Source organism: Companilactobacillus paralimentarius DSM 13238 = JCM 10415, from assembly GCF_001434985.1.
Classification (GTDB): Bacteria; Bacillota; Bacilli; order Lactobacillales; family Lactobacillaceae; genus Companilactobacillus; species Companilactobacillus paralimentarius.
In genome coordinates, this window is sequence record NZ_AZES01000036.1 from 1 (window position 1) to 22,137 (window position 22,137).

At 36.0% G+C, this 22,137-nt stretch carries 16 protein-coding genes; 6 read left to right on the forward strand and 10 right to left on the reverse strand.

Annotated elements, in window-relative coordinates; genetic code table 11:
- Positions 1-441 precede the first annotated feature (441 nt).
- From FD33_RS04470 to FD33_RS04480, 3 genes are read right to left on the reverse strand one after another with little or no spacing between them, the layout of a single operon-like run.
- On the reverse strand, positions 442-1,308 hold the full coding sequence (locus tag FD33_RS04470; protein WP_025085461.1) for an aldo/keto reductase: 867 nt from the start codon (positions 1,306-1,308) through the stop codon (positions 442-444).
- 42 nt (positions 1,309-1,350) lie between these two features.
- Entirely contained in the window at positions 1,351-2,100 is a 750-nt protein-coding gene (locus FD33_RS04475; RefSeq protein ID WP_025085460.1) for an SDR family oxidoreductase, read from the reverse strand.
- The gene (locus FD33_RS04480; RefSeq protein ID WP_025085459.1) at positions 2,100-2,642 is read right to left on the reverse strand and encodes a sugar O-acetyltransferase; all 543 of its coding nucleotides are present in this window, start codon (positions 2,640-2,642) and stop codon (positions 2,100-2,102) included. The genes FD33_RS04475 and FD33_RS04480 overlap by 1 nt, the downstream gene beginning before the upstream one ends.
- Positions 2,643-2,764: 122 nt before the next feature.
- On the opposite strand from FD33_RS04480, the gene FD33_RS04485 reads away from it, so the two are divergent.
- A complete protein-coding gene (locus tag FD33_RS04485) occupies positions 2,765-3,415 on the forward strand; it encodes a nitroreductase (protein WP_025085458.1) in 651 nt (216 codons plus the stop codon).
- Between the two features lie 203 nt (positions 3,416-3,618).
- Here the strand turns inward: FD33_RS04485 and FD33_RS04490 are convergent, their stop codons facing one another.
- Entirely contained in the window at positions 3,619-4,377 is a 759-nt protein-coding gene (locus FD33_RS04490) for an alpha/beta hydrolase (RefSeq protein ID WP_025085457.1), read from the reverse strand.
- Positions 4,378-4,521: 144 nt separating this feature from the next.
- Here FD33_RS04490 and FD33_RS04495 point away from each other — a divergent pair, with 144 nt between their 5' ends.
- On the forward strand, positions 4,522-5,856 hold the full coding sequence (locus FD33_RS04495; protein ID WP_025085456.1) for a dihydrolipoyl dehydrogenase family protein: 1,335 nt from the start codon (positions 4,522-4,524) through the stop codon (positions 5,854-5,856).
- A 209-nt stretch (positions 5,857-6,065) separates the two neighbouring features.
- Here the strand turns inward: FD33_RS04495 and FD33_RS04500 are convergent, their stop codons facing one another.
- The gene (locus FD33_RS04500) at positions 6,066-6,380 is read right to left on the reverse strand and encodes a hypothetical protein (RefSeq protein WP_148299175.1); all 315 of its coding nucleotides are present in this window, start codon (positions 6,378-6,380) and stop codon (positions 6,066-6,068) included.
- A 117-nt stretch (positions 6,381-6,497) separates the two neighbouring features.
- Here FD33_RS04500 and FD33_RS04505 point away from each other — a divergent pair, with 117 nt between their 5' ends.
- Positions 6,498-7,361, forward strand: a complete 864-nt coding sequence (locus tag FD33_RS04505) for an NmrA family NAD(P)-binding protein (RefSeq protein WP_025085454.1) — start codon at positions 6,498-6,500, stop codon at positions 7,359-7,361.
- Between the two features lie 91 nt (positions 7,362-7,452).
- On the opposite strand, the gene FD33_RS04510 is transcribed toward FD33_RS04505, so the two are convergent.
- Both FD33_RS04510 and FD33_RS04515 read right to left on the reverse strand, forming a co-directional pair.
- The gene (locus tag FD33_RS04510) at positions 7,453-16,704 is read right to left on the reverse strand and encodes an SLAP domain-containing protein (RefSeq protein ID WP_152319090.1); all 9,252 of its coding nucleotides are present in this window, start codon (positions 16,702-16,704) and stop codon (positions 7,453-7,455) included.
- A gap of 408 nt (positions 16,705-17,112) precedes the next feature.
- Positions 17,113-17,589 carry a dihydrofolate reductase family protein gene (locus tag FD33_RS04515; protein ID WP_227005290.1) on the reverse strand — a complete coding sequence of 159 codons (477 nt, stop codon included), beginning with the start codon at positions 17,587-17,589 and terminating at the stop codon, positions 17,113-17,115.
- Between the two features lie 530 nt (positions 17,590-18,119).
- On the opposite strand from FD33_RS04515, the gene celB reads away from it, so the two are divergent.
- Positions 18,120-19,472: a PTS cellobiose transporter subunit IIC gene (gene celB, locus FD33_RS04520; protein ID WP_025085451.1), complete on the forward strand. Its 1,353-nt coding sequence runs from the start codon at positions 18,120-18,122 to the stop codon at positions 19,470-19,472.
- A gap of 104 nt (positions 19,473-19,576) precedes the next feature.
- On the opposite strand, the gene FD33_RS04525 is transcribed toward celB, so the two are convergent.
- Genes FD33_RS04525 through FD33_RS04535 form a run of 3 tightly spaced genes read right to left on the reverse strand, consistent with a single transcriptional unit; the run spans position 19,577 to position 20,781 of the window.
- Entirely contained in the window at positions 19,577-20,107 is a 531-nt protein-coding gene (locus FD33_RS04525) for a hypothetical protein (protein ID WP_235806953.1), read from the reverse strand.
- Positions 20,085-20,585, reverse strand: coding sequence for a DUF389 domain-containing protein (locus tag FD33_RS04530; RefSeq protein WP_051564210.1), 501 nt, complete (start codon positions 20,583-20,585; stop codon positions 20,085-20,087). Before FD33_RS04530 ends, FD33_RS04525 begins: the two co-directional genes overlap by 23 nt.
- A complete protein-coding gene (locus FD33_RS04535) occupies positions 20,560-20,781 on the reverse strand; it encodes a DUF389 domain-containing protein (RefSeq protein WP_148299172.1) in 222 nt (73 codons plus the stop codon). Before FD33_RS04535 ends, FD33_RS04530 begins: the two co-directional genes overlap by 26 nt.
- A 109-nt stretch (positions 20,782-20,890) precedes the next feature.
- Between FD33_RS04535 and FD33_RS04540 the strand changes: the two genes are divergently transcribed.
- Both FD33_RS04540 and FD33_RS04545 read left to right on the forward strand, forming a co-directional pair.
- Positions 20,891-21,226, forward strand: a complete 336-nt coding sequence (locus FD33_RS04540; RefSeq protein ID WP_025085450.1) for a PadR family transcriptional regulator — start codon at positions 20,891-20,893, stop codon at positions 21,224-21,226.
- On the forward strand, positions 21,219-22,052 hold the full coding sequence (locus FD33_RS04545; protein WP_025085449.1) for a hypothetical protein: 834 nt from the start codon (positions 21,219-21,221) through the stop codon (positions 22,050-22,052). Before FD33_RS04540 ends, FD33_RS04545 begins: the two co-directional genes overlap by 8 nt.
- Positions 22,053-22,137 lie beyond the last annotated feature (85 nt).

Consider the following 22,137-nt stretch of genomic DNA (forward strand, 5'->3'; position numbering starts at 1 on the left):
CCAAGTCTTCTTTGGTGACTTGTCCGAAAAATTCGATTAATTGTTGCAATCTACTACTATCAAAAAAAATATAACCAATATTTCGATAAACTTATACATTTCAAATGACTTAATTTTATAAAACAAACACTGTTTTGACTTAATTGGAGTTTGAATACACCATTTTTCTAAAATCATTTTATTTTTTTATGCCTTTTCTTCATTATCGACTGAAATATAAACAAAAGTTATTATTTTTAAATCACTATAATTGAGATTTCAATATAGAAAAATAGTGATTTTGATTATTAACTATTTTTAAGATACGTGAAATTTAACTGTACTAGAAAAAATATCAAAAAAAGTGCCTCATAATTATTAGATTTCTCTTCTAACAATTATGAGGCACTTTACTTCCCATATACATGAGTTAATATAAACGTTTTTTATACTAATAGTTCTTTATAGTTTCCCACCAAAGACTGGGAATACACTAGCATCGCCATATTCCATTTGGTCAAGTTTTGCCAAAGTCTTCATGTCTTCGTCCGAAATTTCAAAGTCGATATCAGCGTTCGACTTCATATGATCTCGATTAGCTGTCTTAGGTAAAACGACAACATTTAATTGCCAGTCATAACGAATGCACAATTGTGGTACTGAAACATTATATTTAGCAGCCATCTTCTTGATCAAATCATTGTTCATAGCAGCACCGTGAGCAATTGGTGAAAATGCTTCAACAACAATCCCGTTATCTTGTGAATACTTGATAATATCAGTTGGAGTATCACCAATGTGAATTTGAACTTGATTGACGGCAGGTTTAGTATCACTATTCTTAATCAAATTATCCAAGTCCTCTTTTTGGAAACTTGAAACACCGATAGTCTTTAATTTGCCTGCTTTAACAGCGTCTTCCATTGCACGCCATGTTTCCAAATTACCCTCAAAGTGACGGTCATTACCTTGGTTAACTTCTTTCCAAGGTTGTGGATTATGAATAATCATCATATCCAAGTAATCTAAGCCCATCTTATTCAAAGTTTCATCGATTGATTGTTTAGCTTCATCGTAATTCTTGATTTCAGCCGCAACTTTTGAATTAACAAAAAGTTGGTCACGAGGTATTCCAGCATTGCGAACACCTTCACCGACACCACGTTCATTGCCGTATGCTTGAGCAGTATCAATATGTCTGTAGCCAATCTTAACCGCACTCTTTACAGCATCAGCTGTTTGATCGTCAGGAATTTCCCAAACACCTAAAGCTAATTTAGGAATCTTCACACCGTTATTCATCGTAAATGTTTCATCAAAAACTGTCATAAAAATCCTCCTTGTTTGTAACCGTTTCTATTATAAGTTTGTTTATACTTCTTGTCCTGTAGGACGAATTACCATTTCATTTACAGCCATATTAGCTGGTGTATCAATTACAAAAGCAACTGCTTGGGCGATTTCTTCTGGTTGAAGGGCCATCATTTCTGAACCAGGTTGCTTCATAGCCCCTTTCAAACCATTACGTACTTCATCATTATTAATAGAATTGAATAGTTCAGTCTTAACAGAACCTGGAGCAATAATTGTCGTCTTAATATTATTCTGATGTTCTTCTTGACGAAGTCCTTCCATAATTGCACGAACGGCATACTTAGTACCTGAATAAGCTGCATAACCGGGCAAAACTTCATAGCCTAAAACTGATGAAGTGGTGATCACATGACCACTCTTTTGTTTTTTCATAATTGGTAGAGCTGCCGCAATACCATTTAGAACACCTTTAACATTGATGTCCATCATATTTTGCCATTCATCACGAGCAATTTGGTCCAAGTTATTAACTGGCATGATTCCTGCATTATTGAACAAAGCATCAACACGACCATATTCAGTTACAGTTTCATCAATAACATTTTGAACTTCATCAGCCTTAGTAACATCAGCTTCTACTGCTAAAATATCACCATCAGGATTATCTTTTTTAATTTCCTCCAAACGATTCATTCTTCTAGCGGCGATAGTTACTTTAGCACCCTCACTAGCCAAAAGTTTTGCGGTAGCGGCACCAATACCACTAGAAGCTCCCATAATTACAACTACTTTATCTTTTAAACTCATTAATTTTCTACCTCAATTTTTCTAATAATTTTAGCTGGTACTCCAGCCACAATCGTATTAGCAGGAACATCTTTTGTCACCACAGCTCCAGCACCTACGATTGCATTTTCACCAATAATTGTTCCCGGCGTGACAGTGACATTTGCGCCCAACCAAGCGTTATCGTGAATGTAAACTGGTTTTAGATCTAGATGTCGTCTTTGACTAGGATCAATCTGATGATTAACTGAAACAATCGTCACATTCGGTCCAATCAAAACCTTATCTCCAATATAAATTCCACCTAAATCAGTGAAAGTTACGCCGGCATTAATGAAGACGTTTTTACCTAAGTGCAAGTTACGTCCATAATCGGTGTAAAAAGGTAAACGAATTTCAGTCGATGGATCAACCTTCTCATTAATGATTTGACTGACCACTTTGCGAACTTCATCAATATCATGCGCACCAGTATTCAATTCTTGAACTAATTTTTGATTTACATCGATATTTTTCTGAATCTCATCATATGCTGGCGTATCTAAGTTTAATTTTGATTCCAAACGACTACCTCATTTCCTAACTCATTGATTTCATTATACGGATTGACTATTATAATGTTAAATACTTATTAATAATGGATTACTATAGCTTTTAGTAATACTTAAAAGAAATGGAGAAGAATATGGATTTTACAGATATCGTTACTAAGCGTCACTCGGTTCGTGATTTCAAAGATCAACCAGTCACTCAAAAAGATTTAACAGAGCTTATTAAATTAGCCCAACGTGCTCCTTCTTGGGTCAATTCTCAACCTTGGAAAGTTTACGTCGCTACAGGTAAAACTCTCCAAAATATTAAGGATACTTATGTCCAAAGAGATTCAGAAAAAGGTAGTCCCGACTTTCCCGTCATGCACCGTGACGATTGGAGTCCCGAGACTCAAATCAATATGAAACAATGGCGTCATGAAATTGTCCACCATTTTGAAAGCTTTGATGAAGCTCACGAGAAAATGAGTGGTGCCAGCACTAATCTTTATCATTCACCCACAATAATTTTTCTTACGATTCCTAAAGGGTCTTCACTTTGGTCCGTCTTCGATGCCGGTTCATTTGCCCAAACTTTGATGTTAGCGGCTAAAGATAAGGGACTAGATACAATTCCAACGTACACCAGCGTCCGTTTTCCAGACGTTATCCGTCAGGCAATGGAAATTCCTGACGACGAAACTTTGGTTATTGGTATTTCTATTGGTTATCCTAAAGATGCTACAATCAACACTTACCAATCAAAACGTGAGCCTGTTGAAAAAATCTTAAAGTTTAAAGACTAAAAAAGCTCAGTGTATTAACCATATTGATGGTCTACACTGAGCTTTTTTGTACTGATTTTTTTTATAAATAACCAAAGTTCTATGCTTTATTGTGGAAACGAGCTACGCAGGCCAATTTCTTCCGGTTTGCTACAGTCCTGAAATTGCCCGCAAGGTACGCGTGCGATTCCAGGACCTAGGCAAATCCTCGGAAATTCCCGGGCTTATTCCGCTCTCTCTAAAAAGAATTCAGTCGTTATATTCAAGGCTTCTTGTCTAGAATTTCCAATGGAAAATCCATGATCAGCATCATCTAACAAATGTAACTGATCATTCTGATAAATGTCATCATATCTAGTTGAAGCAATCTTATCGACCACAGTATCTTTTAAACCATGCAACAAACAAACTGGACCTTGATACTCTTTAGCAACGTCATAAATCGGTAAGGTTTGGGCTGTTCGAAGATAAAAACCACCTAATGTTAAACCTTTTTTGATTGGTAAAGTATCTGGAATATTTTGTGGATCATATGTGTAACCTTGTGTATCACCTTTTAGGGCATCATCTTTTAAAGTTGCGGCCGGTGCCAAAAGTGCCAATTTATCAATTTTGTCATGATAATAACCAGCAATCATACTAGCAACAACTCCACCTTGAGAATGTCCCAAAAGATACAACTTCTTAACACCCTTAATACCACGAGCATAATCCAAAATGGCTTTACCATCACTGATTTCATTCAAAACCGTCATATCCTGAAAACGACCATCGCTTTGTCCGTGACCATTAAAATCAAAACGCAAAGTAGCCATACCTTCAGCTTCAAAACGTTGTGCCAATTGATAAAGTAGTTGATCTGGATCAACTCCACGATTGGAAGTAAAACCATGCATCAAAACTACTAAATTGAATTCCTCAGTTTGTGGTTTGACTAATGTCCCACGTAAAGTTAAACCATCACGTTTTATTTCAACATCCATATTCTGACTCTCCTTTTTGATCATTTTAATCCTACCCCACTACTTCTGCCAAAGAAATTTCATAAGCGGCTACCATATTAATTGTCATGGTATACGAAATGTTTTACATTGGAAGTATAAAATAATTTTTTGGAGGATACTTTAATGTCAAAAAAATTCGATTATGATGTACTCTACATTGGTGCTGGTCACGCAACTTTTGATGGTGGTGCCCCTTTAGCAGAAACTGGTGTCTCCGTCGGCGTCATCGAAAGTGGACTCGTTGGTGGAACCTGTCCCAACCGTGGTTGTAATGCTAAAATCACAATTGACGAACCCGTCAAGATGACCCGCGAAGCTCAACGGATGAATGGTATCCTCAAAGGCGACTTAAAGATTGATTGGACTAAAAACATTGAACATAAACAAGAAATTATCGATGTGTTACCTCAAGGATTAACCGACCGTTTGGAAAATGCTGGCGCTACAATTATTCATGGCCACGCTCAATTCAAAGATAATCATACTGTAATTGTTGATGGCAAAACTGAAGTCACAGCTGAAAAAATCGTTATTGCAACTGGCCTCAGACCACATCGTCTAGATATTCCTGGCACTGAATTAGCTCATGACAGTGAAGACTTTTTAAACCTCAAGACTTTACCTGAGAAAATCACAATTGTCGGATCTGGCTATATCGGGATGGAATTCGCTACCATCGCCAACGAAGCTGGTGCTGACATTACCGTTATGCTCCATTCAGATAAAGTATTAAGAAAATTCTATCAACCTTACGTTGAAAAAGTAGTTAACGACTTAAAAGAACGCGGCGTTAAATTTATTGAAAATTCTAACGTTCAGGCCTTCACCAAAACTGATTCCGGTTATCAAATAACTTATGGTGACAATCAAACCCTTGATACCGATTGGATCTTAGACGCAACTGGCCGTATTCCTAACTTAGATGAATTAGGTCTCGACAAAGTTGGCGTTAAATTTGATAAAACCGGAGTCTTCGTAAATGACCATCTGCAAACAAATGTAGATAATATTTATGCTGCCGGAGACGTTGTTTCCAATGACCTACCAAAAGTCACACCAGCTGCCTACTTCGAATCCAAATATCTAATGAAACTATTTTCCGGACAAACAACCGATGCCATCAAGTATCCCGTTATCCCATCAGTTGTCTTCACATCACCACGGATTGCCCAAGCCGGAATTTCAGTTGATGAGGCTGAAAAGAAAGGCTACGAAATCAGTACAAATGACCTAGCCAACTACTGGTACTACCAAGTAGACAAAGAACCAATCGCTGAAAGTAAACAAATTCATGATAAAGACGGTCATTTAATCGGAGTAACCGAAGTAAGTGATCAAGCTCAAGATGCCGTCAATGCATTATTGCCAGCCATCGAATTCAAATTCGACCGCAAGCAAATCAGCCGATTAATAGGAATCTTCCCAACAATCGGCTACGCCGCTTGGCACCGAGCATAAAAATCAGAGAGCGGAGCAGGCTCGGGAATTTCCGAGGATTTGCCTAAGTCCTGGAATCGCCCGCGAGCCGTGCGGGCAATTTCAGGACTGTAGCAAACCGGAAGAAATTAGCCTGCGTAGCTCGTTTCCACCATTAAACATAGAACCATGGTTATTAAAAAAAGCCAGTGCGGCAACCATCAAAAAAGATGGAAACTACACTGGTTTTTTTACTCTATCATTTCAGTCATAAGGTGATCTTCCAAATAATTGTAGCCACCATAACCACTGTAAATGAAGACATACTTCAAACCTTGATACATGAAACTCATTTGATTCCAACTCTGATACTTACCTGACGAAATATCACTAATTTCTGATGCAGGGATCTTTATATTATGTTCACGCAGATTTCCCTTCAAAGCCGAAACAGATAACACATTTTTTGAAAAAGAAAGATCAACATAACCATACGAAACATTATTCTTACCGTTAAAAATTTGTACATATGCAAACATCTTTGTCACTTTCCTTTCTGAATTCATCTATAATGTAGACCCTCGAACGCGTTTTATAGCAAGTACTTTGTTACTTATATTGATAATTTTTTTAAGCCGACTAATGTTAGTCATATAAAAGAAATTATTAAACGAGGCAAAATTATGGAGAGAATTTTAGTCATTGGCGGGAATGGCAATATTGGATTTCCACTTATTAAGTATTTGAGCTCTACTAATAAAGTCGAAATTACTGCGGGAGTACACAATTTAACTAAAGATCGTCCTAAGTTCGATAACATCCCTAATTTGGAATTGAAACATTTCGATTTCTTAGATTCATCGACCTTTCCTCAAGCTTTCAAAGGCGTATCAAAAGTTTTCTTCGTTAGACCACCACAATTGGCCAATCCTAAAGTTGATATGTTACCTTTCTTAAAATATGCTCAAAAACAGCATATTGAACAGATTGTTTTCATTTCACTCTTTGGAGTCGAAAAGAATAAACGAACACCGCATCATCAAATCGAAAACATGATTGAAGAATTAAATTTACCTTATACCTTTATTAGACCTAGCTTTTTCATGCAAAATCTAAATACAACACATAGAGAGGATATCGTTAAGAATCATGACCTCTTTATTCCTGCCGGTAAGTCTCGCACTAGTTTCATTGATACTAGAGATATCGCCGAAGTTGCTGGAATTGCACTTTTAAACGACAAGTATCTTTACCAGAAATTGAATATCACTGGTCCTAGCGCTCTCACTTACTATGAGATAGCTGAAATTATGACTAAAGTCCTTGGCGTTAAAATAACTTACAGCAAACCTAGTTTATTGAAATTCCGCAAAACAATGTTGCAACGTGGCTTGAAAAAAGATTTTGTCAACGTAATGGTCATGCTTTACTTAATCACTCAATTAGGCAATGCCAAAACAGTTACTGATGAAACTAATAAGATTCTTGGTCATGCACCTCGTACAATCACAGATTACGTGAAAGATTACAAAGAATACTTTATTTAAACATAACTTTTTCTACCAAAAACAAATAGCACTAGGTAATCGGATGATTACCTAGTGCTATTTTCTTAATACTCAAAAACTACTTTACTCTTTAATACCAAGCGTAATTATTAAAATGAACACCCTTTTCAGCCTTAATCCACTCATTGTCGCCAACGTGATAATAAGTATCACCATTGACATCTTGAGCTTTGTAATCAGTCTTCCATGATGTTTCTTCACCTAGAGAATAATCTTCGATAATTTCGTTTTCTCTAGAATAGAGATCATAGAAAATATTCGTTCTATCTAGATTAATGACACCACTAATTTTGCGTCCATCCCTGAAAACACCAGTATCAACGGCATCTTCATAGACAACATCATTAGCATCAACCCATTCACCTGTTGCAACTCGATATTGTTTGATTCCTTCTCGGTTAGTCCGATATTGATCGGTCTTCCAAGATGAATCTCTAACCAATTCACGACCAGCAATGGCGGAATTATTTTGGTTATTCAATTGGTAATTTGCTTGATTAGGTTTAGTTGTGACGATTCCACTAATTGAAGTGTAAATCCAACCTTCATCATTCTTATTATTATTTATAAAGTCAACATCATTAGCATCAATCCATTCGCCCGTTGCGACACGATATTGTTTGACCCCTGCCTCATTTGTACGGTATAGGTCAGTCTTCCATGATGTTTCTTCTTTCAAATCACGATGAGCGATAGCTTTATTCTCATGATCATTCAATTGATATTCAGTTTGACCAGCTTTTGTCTTAACGACACCACTTACAGATTCGTATGTCCAAAAGTCGTCTTCAGTTTGATTGAAGTTAACATCATCCGCATCGATCCATTCGCCTGTTGCAACACGATATTGTCTTACGCCCTCTTTGTTTGTCCGATAAAGATCGGTCTTCCATGAAGAGTCTTCCTTCAAATCACGATTTGCGATAGCCGTATTCTCATGATTATTCAATTGATATTTCTTTTGATCAGTCTTAGTTGTTACCACACCTTGAACTGGAGTATAAGTCCAATCGCCATCTTCAGAGCTATTTTGATTAAGCACTACATCGTCGGCATAAATCCATTCACCTGTTGCAACACGATATTGTGTAACTCCAGCTTTATTGACACGGATTTGATCGGTCTTCCAGGACGAATCCTTACCTAATACACGATTAGGAATCTTGTCATTATCTTGATTGTTCAATGTGTAGAATAGATGATCAGTCTTAGTTGTTACTACACCTTGAATTGGTGAGTAATTCCAATCATCATCTTCATCAGTTTCAGCACCGGTCGAACCACCAGTTTCAGTTGAAGAACCATTGTTACCGCCAGTACTGCCACCCGTATTACCGCTATTTCCACCAGTAGAACTTGCAGCTTTAACAGTTACTGTACGGACATAAGATATCGTATTATTGGTTGGATCAACTTTATAACCCTCACCAAAGGTATAAGCACTGACATTACTTTCCAACTTAACCGTGATTACTTGGCTATAAGTACCAGCAGTCTTCAAATTAGTTACCGGTCTACCTACACTATCGTAAAGGGTCGTATCAAATTTAATGCCGCCATCAGCAATAATTGAGTCGCCATTCTTATCAACAATGTAAACATCATCAGTATTCTGTAAGGCTTTATCAGTCATTGAAGTACCATTATCGACAGTCACATTATTGATTTTGGCAATAGCTGGGTTAGATGGAGTAACTGGAGCAGCTGAAGCTTTGATCATTTGAACAAATGTCACACTGTTGTCAGTTGCATCATAAGTTCCACCAATACTCTCAAATTGATTAGCAGCAGCAGCCCCAGAAGTTAGATAGAACTTCACAGCACGATAGTAAGTTCCAGCTTTAGAAATTCTAGCACCACTAGCATCAGTAGTCTTTTGAGTCAAACCACTATCTGTGTAGAATGTTTGACCAAGTTCGACACCATATGTGCCTTTAGTCTTATCAACCAAGGAGTTACCAGCAACATCTTTCAAAGAGTATTCCTTAGTGTTAATCAAAGCAGGATTATCTTTTTCAGCATTCGCTCTTAGATCTAATTCACCAACTGAAGAATTGATATTAGCAGCATTCTTCGTAACCGTAACAGCTTGAACATAACTGATGGTTCCATCAGCATTCACACGTGCACTTGGATTAGAAATACTATTAGCATCAATAGCTTTGGAAGGTTTGAAAGTAATAACACGATAATACGTGCCAGCCTTCGTGAATTGGCCGTTAACGTCAGCCAAACCAGTGTCACCTTGTTTCAAAGCACTCTGAACATCTGTATAGTACTTATCTCCCGCGGAAACCGTAGCAAGGACAGTACCTAAATTATTGCTCAAAGTATATCCAGTTGTCTTAGTCAATTTAGAATCATTAGTAGCCGTATCAGCACTAACTGTGATTGTTGGAGTGACATTGATATTAACAGCCATATTAACTTTGTTATCAATTGAAACAGCTTGAACAAAGGATACAGTGTTGCCAGAAATATGGGCTTCACTACCGAAATCATTTTGGGCGATAGCTTCAGGACTAACCTTGAAGTTAATTACACGATAGTATGTACCAGCCTTAGTAAAGGCACCATTAGCAATATCCTTAGTCTTGGCTGCATTTGGTGTAAAGACATCATCATAATTATCGTAATAGTCCGTTCCATATGAAACAGTTGCATCAAGTTTGTTTCCAGATGCATCCATCAAAGCATTACCAGTTGAAGTTACGGCAGTGACTGAATCACCAACGTTAGTTTTAGCATCTTCAATTGTATGTTTTGAAACGACATTATCTTTGACATTAATTTGTTGAGCATAGATTACTGTTCCATCTTTATACATGGCATTTGTAGTATCAGCCCAATTATATTTATCAACAAAATCATTACCAACTTTGAACACTACTTGACGATAATAAGTTCCTTTATTGAAAGCACCATCAGTTACGGCGGTTACCGCATTAGGATCAACTTCATCACCATTAGATTTACCCAAAGCTCCGTTAATACTCTTATAGTAAGTCATCCCCAATGTTGGATCAGTAAAGCTATCATCTCCAGCTCTTAGAACGTATCCATCAGTACTTGTAACTGATTGATCATTGGTTCTTGTACCAGTCTTAATATTTAATGGTCCAACTGTTATACTTGCTGCATTTTCACCGACAACTACTGATTGAACAAAGGATACAGTGTTGCCAGAAACATGAGCATCAGAACCGAAGTCATAATTCTTAATATCTACTGAACTATCTAGTTTAAAACTAATCTTACGATAGTAAGTTCCAGCTTTAGTGAATTGTTTATCGGCATTAATACCCTCGGTTACTTTTCCAGTACCTGAGAAGACGTCATCATAATTATCATAGTAAATCGACTCAGCAGAAACTGACGCTTTGATCTCGTTACCAGAAGCATCAGTTAATGTACCAGTTGCAACAGCTATTTTATCTGTTGATTCCCCAATATTTGCACTAATATCTCCGAAGTTATGTTTTACAACACCATTAGCTTTTACATCGATTTTTTGAGCGTAAGTAACTGAACCGTCAGTATTTACCCTTGCATTTAGATCATTCAAAGCGTAATTCTTGGCAAAATCAGAAACTGTCTTAAATGTTACCAAACGATAGTAAGTTCCTTTGTTGAAGAGGCCATTAGTTGTTGCATTAACATCTTCATTAGTACCACTCAAAGCATCTGTAGCTTTATCATAGAATTTACTATTGTCTACAGTGGCTGTTCCTAATGGGTTATTAGTTACATCAGTTAATGTATCTGTATTCTTAACCGAATCAACTGATGTTCCAACTTTAACTGATATTGGATTTACATTGATTCTGGCTACATTTGATTGTGATACAACCACAGCTTGAACATAAGATACAGTGTTGTTATTTGTATCAACTTTAGCATTACCAAATGAGTTATTAACTATATCTGCATGACTTAAGTGGAAGATAATTTCACGGTAATACGTATCTACTTTGACAAAATTATCATCTACAACTACTCCATCTACCGGTTTAGCATTTTTATCAAAAACGTCTCCCGAATTAGCATAGTAGTCTTTTCCGAAAGTAACACTGGCAGATATTTCTTTACCAGAATGATCAAATATTTGATTACCATTTGAAGTTTCAGAATCTTCTTCTGAAGAGCCAATTGTCACTTTAGGTGTAGAAATATTGTACTTCGAAACTGCATTTGCACTAGCGTTAATTTCTTGAGCAAATAGTATCTTTGTGCCATCTGCGGACCAAGCCAAATTAGAGTTATTCAAACTATAATTGTCCTTATTCACTCCAGCATTTGGTGTAAAGACTAGTAGACGGTAATACTTACCTGCATTGAAATTACCACCACTAATAGCGTCACTATCAGTTTTTGTATTTTGAGCTAACGCATCAGATAATTCTCCGTAATAAGCAATTTTATTTGATGTTGATAAAGTTCCAACGCTATTATTATCGTCATCAGTTAATTTGTAATTATTGGTCAATGTACTTTCGGCAGAACCAGCTGTTACGTTAACAGTTGAATCAGCATCTATATTGATATTAGTTTTAGCAGCAACGTTCACTGTTTGAACATAAGATACAGTATTACCAGAGACATGTGCATTTGCATCAAAGTTATTAGCTGCTAAAGCATCATCAGTCAATGTAAAGGTGATTTTTCTATAATAGGTTCCAGCTTTCTTGAATTCCCCATTAACTACACGAGTTGACTTTGCGGCATCAGCATCAAAAACATCATCATAATTATCATAATAATCTGAGCCAAAGCTTGGGTTTTCTGAAATTACTACGTTATTGCTATCTAATAATTTATTTACCCCAGACTGAACAGTATTAATACTATTATCAACAATTGCTTTTCCATTAGTAATTTCAGGCTTTGTTACTGCAGTAGAATGACTAACGTTTACTGGTTGAGCATAAACCACCGTATGATTATCGACCTTCTTCATATTGTCATCTGACACTTCATAATTGTTGAAGAAATCATCGTTGACTGTGAAGTATATTAGACGATACCAATCTCCCTCATTGAGGTAGTTTCCACTTGTAGCATCAGTCGCTATAAGTGATTTATCCATTCCAGGGTTTAAAGCATCTTTTAGTGCACCATCTCGTGACTTGTAATATATATTCCCAACTTTAACAGACGTTGACCCTACCAAAGTATAACCATCAGTTTGAGTTACCTTTTGATCTGTTGTCGAAGTTTTTGTTTCTATATCATCTAACGGTTTTACTGAGAACACTGCATTAGCAGGTTCCACTTTAATTTCTTGAGCAAAAGTTACTGTATTATTATCTTTATCAATAAGGTGATCACCACTAAACGTATATGAATCAACAGGATTCTTTAACGTAAAGGTTACTGTTCGATAATAAGGATCTGCAGCATTAGAAACCGTATCCAGTGGGTTCTTACCTCTCAATGCTTCATCGATACTCTTATAATATTTGTTACCATACGTAATCTTGCCATCGGACATTATCGATCCCCCTCCATCACTGAGTACCAAGTCGACTTTCGCGCCTAAACTGTCAGAAGGTAAGGTTTCACCAAACTTTGTTTCTCCCCGATCAATAACAGCTGTAACTTCACCAGTCGCAATATTCACTTTCTGAATGTACTCAACACTTTTACCATCACTAGACAATTTACCATTGCCAAAAGAATAATTACTAGGGGTTTCGCCAGACTTTAGTACAAATTTAATTACTCGATAATAAGTTCCAGATTTAGTGAATTTTTCACCATCTGTCACATCCGAAATAGGTTCAACCTTTTTATCTAAAATATCTTTTACATCATCAAAAATATCATAATATTCTGTCCCATATGAAGTAGCACTAGTATCTACAATCGATTTTCCTGATTCTTCACTTGAAATTAAATCATAATTACCAGCATCAACTGATGTTATATCACTACCAACTTTAGAGGAAACAGAATCATCAATCTTCACCGTTACTGGATAGCCTACGTTAACTCTTTGAATATAATAGCCTACCGTAGTATTATTATTTGATTTTTCCGTCGAACCATTATTAGTATCGCTAAACGTATAATAGTCAGGTAAATTCTCAGCAGTAAACATAATCAGACGATAATATTTTCCTGGGGCTGTAAAGACCCGATTACCGTCTTTGAACATCCAATTCTGATTTTGTATATCTTTTATTATATCTGTAAGACTCGAATCTTTGAAATAATAATCAGGTTCACTGTCACTCGTCGGATCCCTATGAGAATATACAAATATCTTATCCTGACTAACTATTGATTTACCTGTTTCATTTGATATGAAACTTATGCCTTTTGTATCATCATCAATCGATGACACTGGAGCATTAACATTAATTGATATATCGGGGATCGTTACTGTTACCCTAGGATCTATCACATTTATTTTTTGAGCGTAAGTAATGGTGTTGTTACTCTTATCTATTGTATAGTCAACACCCTCTTCACCAGAAAACGAAGTATATTTGCTTATATCACCCGGTAATTTGAAAGTAACTCTACGATAGTAAGGTTTAGCCTCTGTAAAAGTAGTACCACTTACCGGATCTTCATTTTTCACGGCATGAGTAGCGTCATCAAAATATTCTGTTCCTACCGTTCCATTTGCAATAACACTCCCATTAGCACTTAAAGAAGTAAGTATACTGTCATCCATTACTTTACTCATATCTTCACCTATAGTTACAATATCAGATGCGTAATGATCAGTCTGCACTATTAGTTCTGGTGAATTTATTACAATTTTCTGTAAATATTCAACCGTTGGAATTTTACCATCATCAGCCGTAGAGAACACTGGATCCAAATCATTTATCTTAGGAAAAACATAATTTTTCGCATCCGTACCGGCCTCTAAATGAAAAATAACTTTACGATAATACGTTCCTGGAACTGTGAATACATTGTTGAACCGACTAAAAGTTATCGCATTTATTCCTTCTTGAGCATTATCTTCACTACTATAAAACTTATTATCACTGCTCTCTAGATATGCAATACTTACTGAATCAGTCGTCAAACTTAAAGTAGCATCAGCTTCTGTAGTAATCGACTGATCTTCCATTGTTTGAGACATAACCTCTTTACCTATTTGCGACATAAAACAAGGCACAGAGGCTGTGACTACATTTGTAAGTACTCTAATTTTTTGAACAAACGTTACACTGTTCTTATCCTCATCTTTTGCCCACGGAATATTATCACCAAAAGAAAGTGTATTAACATCGGCGGTAAGATAAAATGTAATTTTACGATAATAAGTTCCTGCCGAAGACAATCCTGTAGAAGATTTAGACTTCAAACTACGATCTGTATAGTAATCATCACCTAAAACAATTCCTGTTGGTAATTTACTCTCAATTGGGTCTGGGTCGTTAGCTGGATCCAATAACGAAGAGCTAGAACTCCCATCAGTGGTTATATCATTTTCTGCTATGCTCTCTCTAGCCAGCTCTAATTGATCACTATAATTTTTAGCTCCTAGATGTACAATCAAGTCTTTAATACTAACTATTACAGGTATTTGAGAAACATGAACCTTCTGTACATAGGTTATCGTATCGTTTCCTTTTGAATCTGTACCCAACTTATATTTAGAATTAGTAGTATCAAATGTATTCGTATCAACAGAATTAGCAACAAGAGTATAAGTAATCGTTCTCAAAAAATCCCCTGATTTAGCAAATTTTCCACTACTATCTACTACGCCATCAGTCAGTGAATCATCATTACTGCCATTCAAGACTTCATTTTGTAATGTCTCTTCCTTTCCAGGAGTATATCGATAATATTTATTGCCAAAACTTATGCCATTATCCTGTATCAGATTAGTACTTAATCCAGTTGAAGAATCAGTACTTATCAATGTATCATTTTTACTTACGGTATTACTTGTATCTCCAATTTTTGCATCCAATGGATTATCATAATTTGCTGTAGCATCATTTCTAACATCAACTTCTTGAACATAAGTTACAGTATTCCCCTTAGAATCAGAATCTATACTTAAAGGAAGAGCATCGTAATCACTAATACTGCCATTTTTTAATGTAAATTTGATTGTACGGTAATATTTACCAGGTTTAAGGAAATTAGTTGCGGAAACTTCATCACTTGTAGCTTTATAATTAGATTTTAAACTTGGGTCAGTGTAGTACTCTGATCCTACTTCAACATTACTTGTGGGAATATCATTTGCAGTATTTTCACCTGATTGATCACTCAAATAGTCAGCTGCTGTTGGCTTTGCATCACTTATTAAAGAATTAACTTTAACTTGTGGAATTGATAATTTAGCATTGATCGTTGCATTAGTAGATAATTTTCTAATTACCGTAATAGTCTTCGTATCACGATTCAAAACATAATCCGTTCCGGGAGTCGCTGCCGTGTTACTTCCATTGATAAATGTTTGATAAGGACTCACTGCAGCACCTGTTACATCAGATTTGTCACCTGTTAACATATCTTCAATAGCTGAATCGGCTCCACTAAGGTTATAAGAAACCGTTTGATAGTAAGTTCCATTTGAAATAATCTTGCCATCACTGAACTGATCCGGTGATGCATTACCCTTATCTGTACTGGTTGGATCAAAATCCGACTCTGCTGCATATTCTGCGGCCTTTTCCCTACTAGTAAACAAACTTTGACCAAGCATTGGTTTTTCAGCACTGGTTAGACTACTTGTGTATTTAGGATCATTGGTATAATTATCAGTAATCTTAAGTCCGTTACCCTCTGTTGACAAAGATGATAATGAAGAACCCACAGTAATTGGAACCATACTTTGATTTTTAGATATATCAAATCTACTTAAAGAAATCTTGAAACTAAATTCCAATAACGATGGATCAGTAACTGTAGCAAGGGATGTCAATGGAGCAAGATCGCTATCTTTGCTCTCACTTATATGGATTGTTGCTGTTAATGGAAATTCAGAATCATTCATAGTTAGATTCTTTAATTTATCTGTATCGGAAATATCTATATTATTTCCATCTTTATCAGCTATAGTCATAGCAACTAACATATCGCGATAATAGTAATTATTGTTACTTCCTGAATAAAAATAGCTCGATGGTATCGGCGTCTTACTAGTATCCTTAAGCATTGCTATGTGACCACTATTTTGAAAATCATGTATATACTTAGGATTATTCAAATCGAAATAGTTGAAGTTATTTTCTGAATCTTCCGCTAAACTATTTAAAACTGAAGTAATACTTTGTGAACTAGCGACATAGCGATCATCAAATTGACTTTTGAAAGTGGTTAACATATCACTAGGTGACAAACTTTCATTCGTGACATTATGTCCGTATCCGCTTTAACAACGCCTACTGGATTCAACATAGGAACTATAATTGGTGAACCCGCGGTAAGAAGTGCTACTGCGACAGCTCCACTTATATATCTTGCTTTTTTATTCATGAATAAAAGAACCTCCCCGAATTCAAATCAAACGCATAATCCTACATACTATATATAGCTTTGATTTTAGCACTTTCAAAAAAATTATTTTATAATTTTTTAGATAGTTTAATAATCAAAAAAATAACAATATTTTAAAATAATATAAAAAAATAGAGGTGCCGCTTAACAACGGTATCTCTATTTTTTATAACATCTTTTTAACTTCTAACGAGAATATTCAACGTACACAATCTCATTCACTTTTTTTACAGATTCCAAACTCAATTCCTTAGGGAACAACTCGGTCGGAGAATAGTGGAATTCCCTTACCCAATATAATGGGCACAATGCCTATATGATAGATATCAATTAGATCAGCATTCACTAGCGGTGCTATCACGTTGCTGCCACCGATGATCCAAATATCACCTTTGGATGATTTAGCCTTCAAGTCACTGACTAATTTTGCCACCTCGCCGTTAACAAAGTGAATGTTATCTTCATCTGGCAATGGATGCGTCGTCATCACATAATTTTCATAGCCGGCATAGGGATAATCATTGGGTGACATACCGTTAACGATTTGGTTATATGTATGCCGACCCATGATAACAGTATTAACCCGTTTGGATAATTTTTCATACTCACGGTCTACAACACTACCTGTTGAAAATTTATCATTCCATAAGAAGTCAATCTTGCCATCAGAATTGGCAATATAGCCATCTAATGTTTGTGTAATAAATAGAATAACTTTGCGTGCCATATTTCTGACCCCCGACTTGTTTTCTACAATTATATATCTATCGGAAAAAATTAGTTAATAAATATGTAATAGAATACAAAAAGTCTTACCGATATTTACATAAAAATGGCTATTCTTTTCACATTGACTCTGTTATACTTAAATTGATACAGCATTTATAGGTAACTATTCTCGGTTATCTTGTATCCAAAGAAGCGTTGGGTGTGGTCACCTAGCGCTTTTTTTGTGTCTCCATTAACTAAAAAATAATCACTATCCTGATTATAAATATTATTGACAAATGAAATAATTCAAATATACATTCGTAAAACTTTCATACTGTCAAAACGGTATAGAAGTTTTTTTTCATATAAAATTCCACTTATCACAGGTATACCAATTCTGATCACAAAGAGATTCGAATGAGCCTTGACATCTTGATACAATTGGAGTATGGAAGATTTTTTATTAATTTTATTAGTAAAACCGGTTTACATTTGAAACCGTTTGCATTAGTATAATGAATGTAACTTTTTGAAGGAGGGATTTTTATGTCAAGTGAGGATACAGGTTCTTTTAAGGATCGAATGATTAACCTTGCTGGTAAATTTGCGGCTACTAGATTTGTTAGAGCCATCATGGATGCCGGTTATAGTGTTATTCCATTCACCATTATTGGTTCCATTTTTCTTATTTTGAATGTTTTACCCCAGGCCTTTCCAATTCCTGGGTTTGCAGCAGTATATGCAAGCAGTTTAGGTCGTTTCTCTAATCTATTCCAAACTGGTTATAATGCTACAATGGGTATTTTGGCTTTGATCTTCGCAGGTCAATTCACATTCTCTTATACTAAAATTTATGCAAAAGAAGAGAATTTGAATCTAGTTCCACTAAATGCTTTATTTATGTTTTTAATGGCATTCTTCATTACCGTTCCCCAATTAATTTGGAAAAACGGTGTTATTCAATTTCAACAATCTCTAAAACCAGATAACATCATCGGTGGTGGTTACGCCGTATCTACTGGTGGTATTACAAGAATCGCTGCTGTAGGTATTTTTACCGGTTTAGTTGTTGGTTGGATTACAGTTCAAGTTTATCGTTTTACTGTTAAACATAACTGGCAAATCAAGATGCCAGCATCAGTTCCAGCTGGTGTTTCTAACTCATTCAGTTCATTGATTCCTGGTGCCTGTGTTGCCTTTGTTGTTATGGCACTTAACTTGATCTTTGTTCTTTTAGGAACTGATATATTCAAGGTATTATACATTCCATTTTCATTTATCAGTGATATTACAAATACATGGTGGGGCTTCTTGATTATCATCTTCCTTATCCACTTCCTATGGTGGTTCGGTATTCACGGTGCTACAATCATGAGTTCATTCTATACACCAATTATTTTAGCCAATATGATTGCTAATACTAAAGGTGCCAGCAACTTCTTTGCCGGTGATCCATTGAATGCTTTCGTTATCATTGGTGGTTCTGGTGCTACTTTAGGTGTTGCCATTTGGTTAGCATTCTTCTCTAGATCAGCTCAACTAAAGGAAATTGGTAAGGTTGAACTTGTTCCAGCTATCTTCAATATCAATGAACCTTTACTATTCGGTTTACCTATCGTTTATAACGTTGATCTATTTATTCCATTCTTAGGTGCTCCAATTGTTTCAGGACTTGTTAGTTACTTTGCTATCACATCCAAATTAGTTCCTAAGATTATTACTCAACAACCATGGCCTACACCAGTTGGTTTGAGTGGATTTATTGGTACTGCTAGTTGGAAAGGTGCTGTCCTTTCTATCGTCTGTGCCTTGGTATCATTCGTTGTTTGGTTCCCATTTATCAAACGTTACGACAACAAATTGCTAAAACAAGAACAAGAAGCAGAAGCTGCTGCATAGAGAGCTTGTTTCTACTATTCAGCAAAGTACAATGTCTATCTTGTCTTGCAATTAAAAATGCTTTCGATGATTTTTCATCGAAAGCATTTTTTAGTACCTAAATTCTAATCTAAAGTAAAGTGAACAGTCGCTTCAATCCCCAACTTATCAGCTAAGTTCTCTGCATACTTCTTAACTTCATCCTGTTTTGATTCACTATCTTTATTCAACTTAATCAAGATAATTGATTCTTTACTCTTTGTTTTACTTGCCAATTGACCAACATAAATTTTAGAAATATCATCTGGATACTTCTTAGTTAATTGTTGCTTCAGTTTCAACAAGTTTTTATCGCTATTATCAGTTGCTGTATTCTGTGTACTGTCATTCTTTTCCTGATCAACATACTTCTTAAAGGCGTTCACACTTAAGTAATTCCCCTTAGATAATTGTTGAAATTGTAATTTGTAACTCCCTAATTGATAGTCGCTTAACTTATCGTCTAAATTATTTATCTCAGCGTGACCCAAATGACTACCGATAACGACCAATTTGATTTTCCCATTAGTGATTTGCTTATTCACAACATACAATTCTGGCAATTCATTATCGACAAAACTGGTCAATTGGGTCTCATTGTAGGTCTGTTTGACCAAAGTCGAAGCCGAAATCAAGCTGGGAATAGTAATGATTATTAAGAGGTATACCAGTTGCTCTTTTGGTCCTAAAATTAAAGATCAAAGTACAAATCATCGTTGCCAAAGCAATGAAAAAGGTATTGATCAAAAACAGATATCCAGCACTGAAAACAATGGACCATTTGAATTGACTCAATCCATATCCCACTGTTGATAGAGGTGGAATCAAGGCTGTTGCAATCGCTACTCCAGGTAAAATATTTCCCGGATCTTTCTTAGCGGAACCGATAATCCCGGCAACACCGTCGAAAAAGACCACTAAAACGTCCCAAATAGCTGGTTGAGTTCGTGCAATAATTTGATCACTGGCATCTTTAATTGGCGATAGTGAAAAATAAATCGTGGCCGCCAACAGTGCAACCACCAACTCAATTAGATAGAGCGTCGCTGCTTTTCGGATCAGTTTCGTATCACGAATACCGAAACCATAACCCATTCCAATGATTGGGTCCCATAATTGGTGAAATCAACATAGCTCCAATAACTACAGCCGTCGAATTCATATTTAAACCCACACAGGCAATGATTGTGGCACAAAATAGAACGGCAAAGTTAAGCCAACTGAGTCCTAAATTCTGTCGCACATGTTTATCAATAATATCTGATTTTAAAAGTTCTTCACTATCCATCATTTCTTCCCCACTTCACAATTTTCAGGCCTATTTTACCAAAGATACTACTATGCTTTACATATTAGATATTGTTGAGTAGTATGTATTACATAATAGTGAGGTCATAAGCATGAACAATTCTCAATTACTCAAAGGTATTCTAGAAGGCTGTGTTTTATTTGTTATTTCTGACGGTGAAGTTTACGGATACGAGTTAGTCCAAAAATTAAATAAATTAGGTTTTACCGATTTAATCGGTGGCACTGCTTATCCGCTACTTCAAAAACTAGAAAAACGCGGTGATTTAAACAGTCAACGTAAGCCTTCTTTGGAGGGACCTTCACGGAAATATTATTCCTTAACTAAACAAGGCAAAAAACAGATGGCTGAATTTGCCGACCAATGGCAGTCACTAGAGTTAGTAGTTAATCAAATCATTTCGAAAAAAGGTGGACAAGATGACTAAATCTGATGAGGTACAGGAACTAATTTCCAGTAACAATGATTTACGTAAAAAGCTCAATCCTGCTAACGAAAAATATTACAGCAACTTATTAATTTACGTCCGCACTGCTGGGTTATTCTATGACGACTACGAAGTTGAAAATAAGTTGTTAGAGATTCTTCAAGATATTATTGATGCTCAAAATGATGGATCTAACGCTGAAGACTATTTCGGACAGGCTCCCACTGAAACTGCCAATCAACTAACCGCTAGTTTTACCAAAATTAGTCTTCGTGATCGTTTGAAATTTTTGGGCGGTCTCTTTAGTATCACAGCCATTTGGACATTGATTATTCAGCTGAATGGTCAGGAACAACAATTGAATCTCGTACCTTTCATTTTAAACGGAATTTTCATGACATTCCTTATCTTCGCAGCTTTCTGGTTCATCCATCAAACTATTTACGCCAAAATTTTTGAACACAAGGCTGTCAGTTTTGCGAGCGCCTGGATAGTCAGTCTTTTAACTGTCTTAATCTTTACCGTCATCCAATTTACTAAGCCGGTTATGTTTAACATTCCCATTACTAATAACTTAATTATTATTATCAACGGCCTTGTTATCATAGGTTCCGTCGCTGCCTTATTCTTAGTTAAAGCCAAATGGCGTCCAGTCATGATTGCGGCTGGTCCTATGATTTGGATCATCACTTTGTCAAATATTTTCAAGGTTTGCCTACCTTCAAGTATGAAAAAATCCATCTTGATGATAACCGCCATTTTGAGCGTGTTCAGTATTATCTGGTTCTTTGGTTATTTCTGGTGGAACAATCGTAAACATCAGTAATTAATTCTAAAAGGCGTTGCTAGAATAAATTCGGCTGTTCGTCAAATCAAGTTGATGGCGGTTCAAGTTAACAGTTAGACCATAA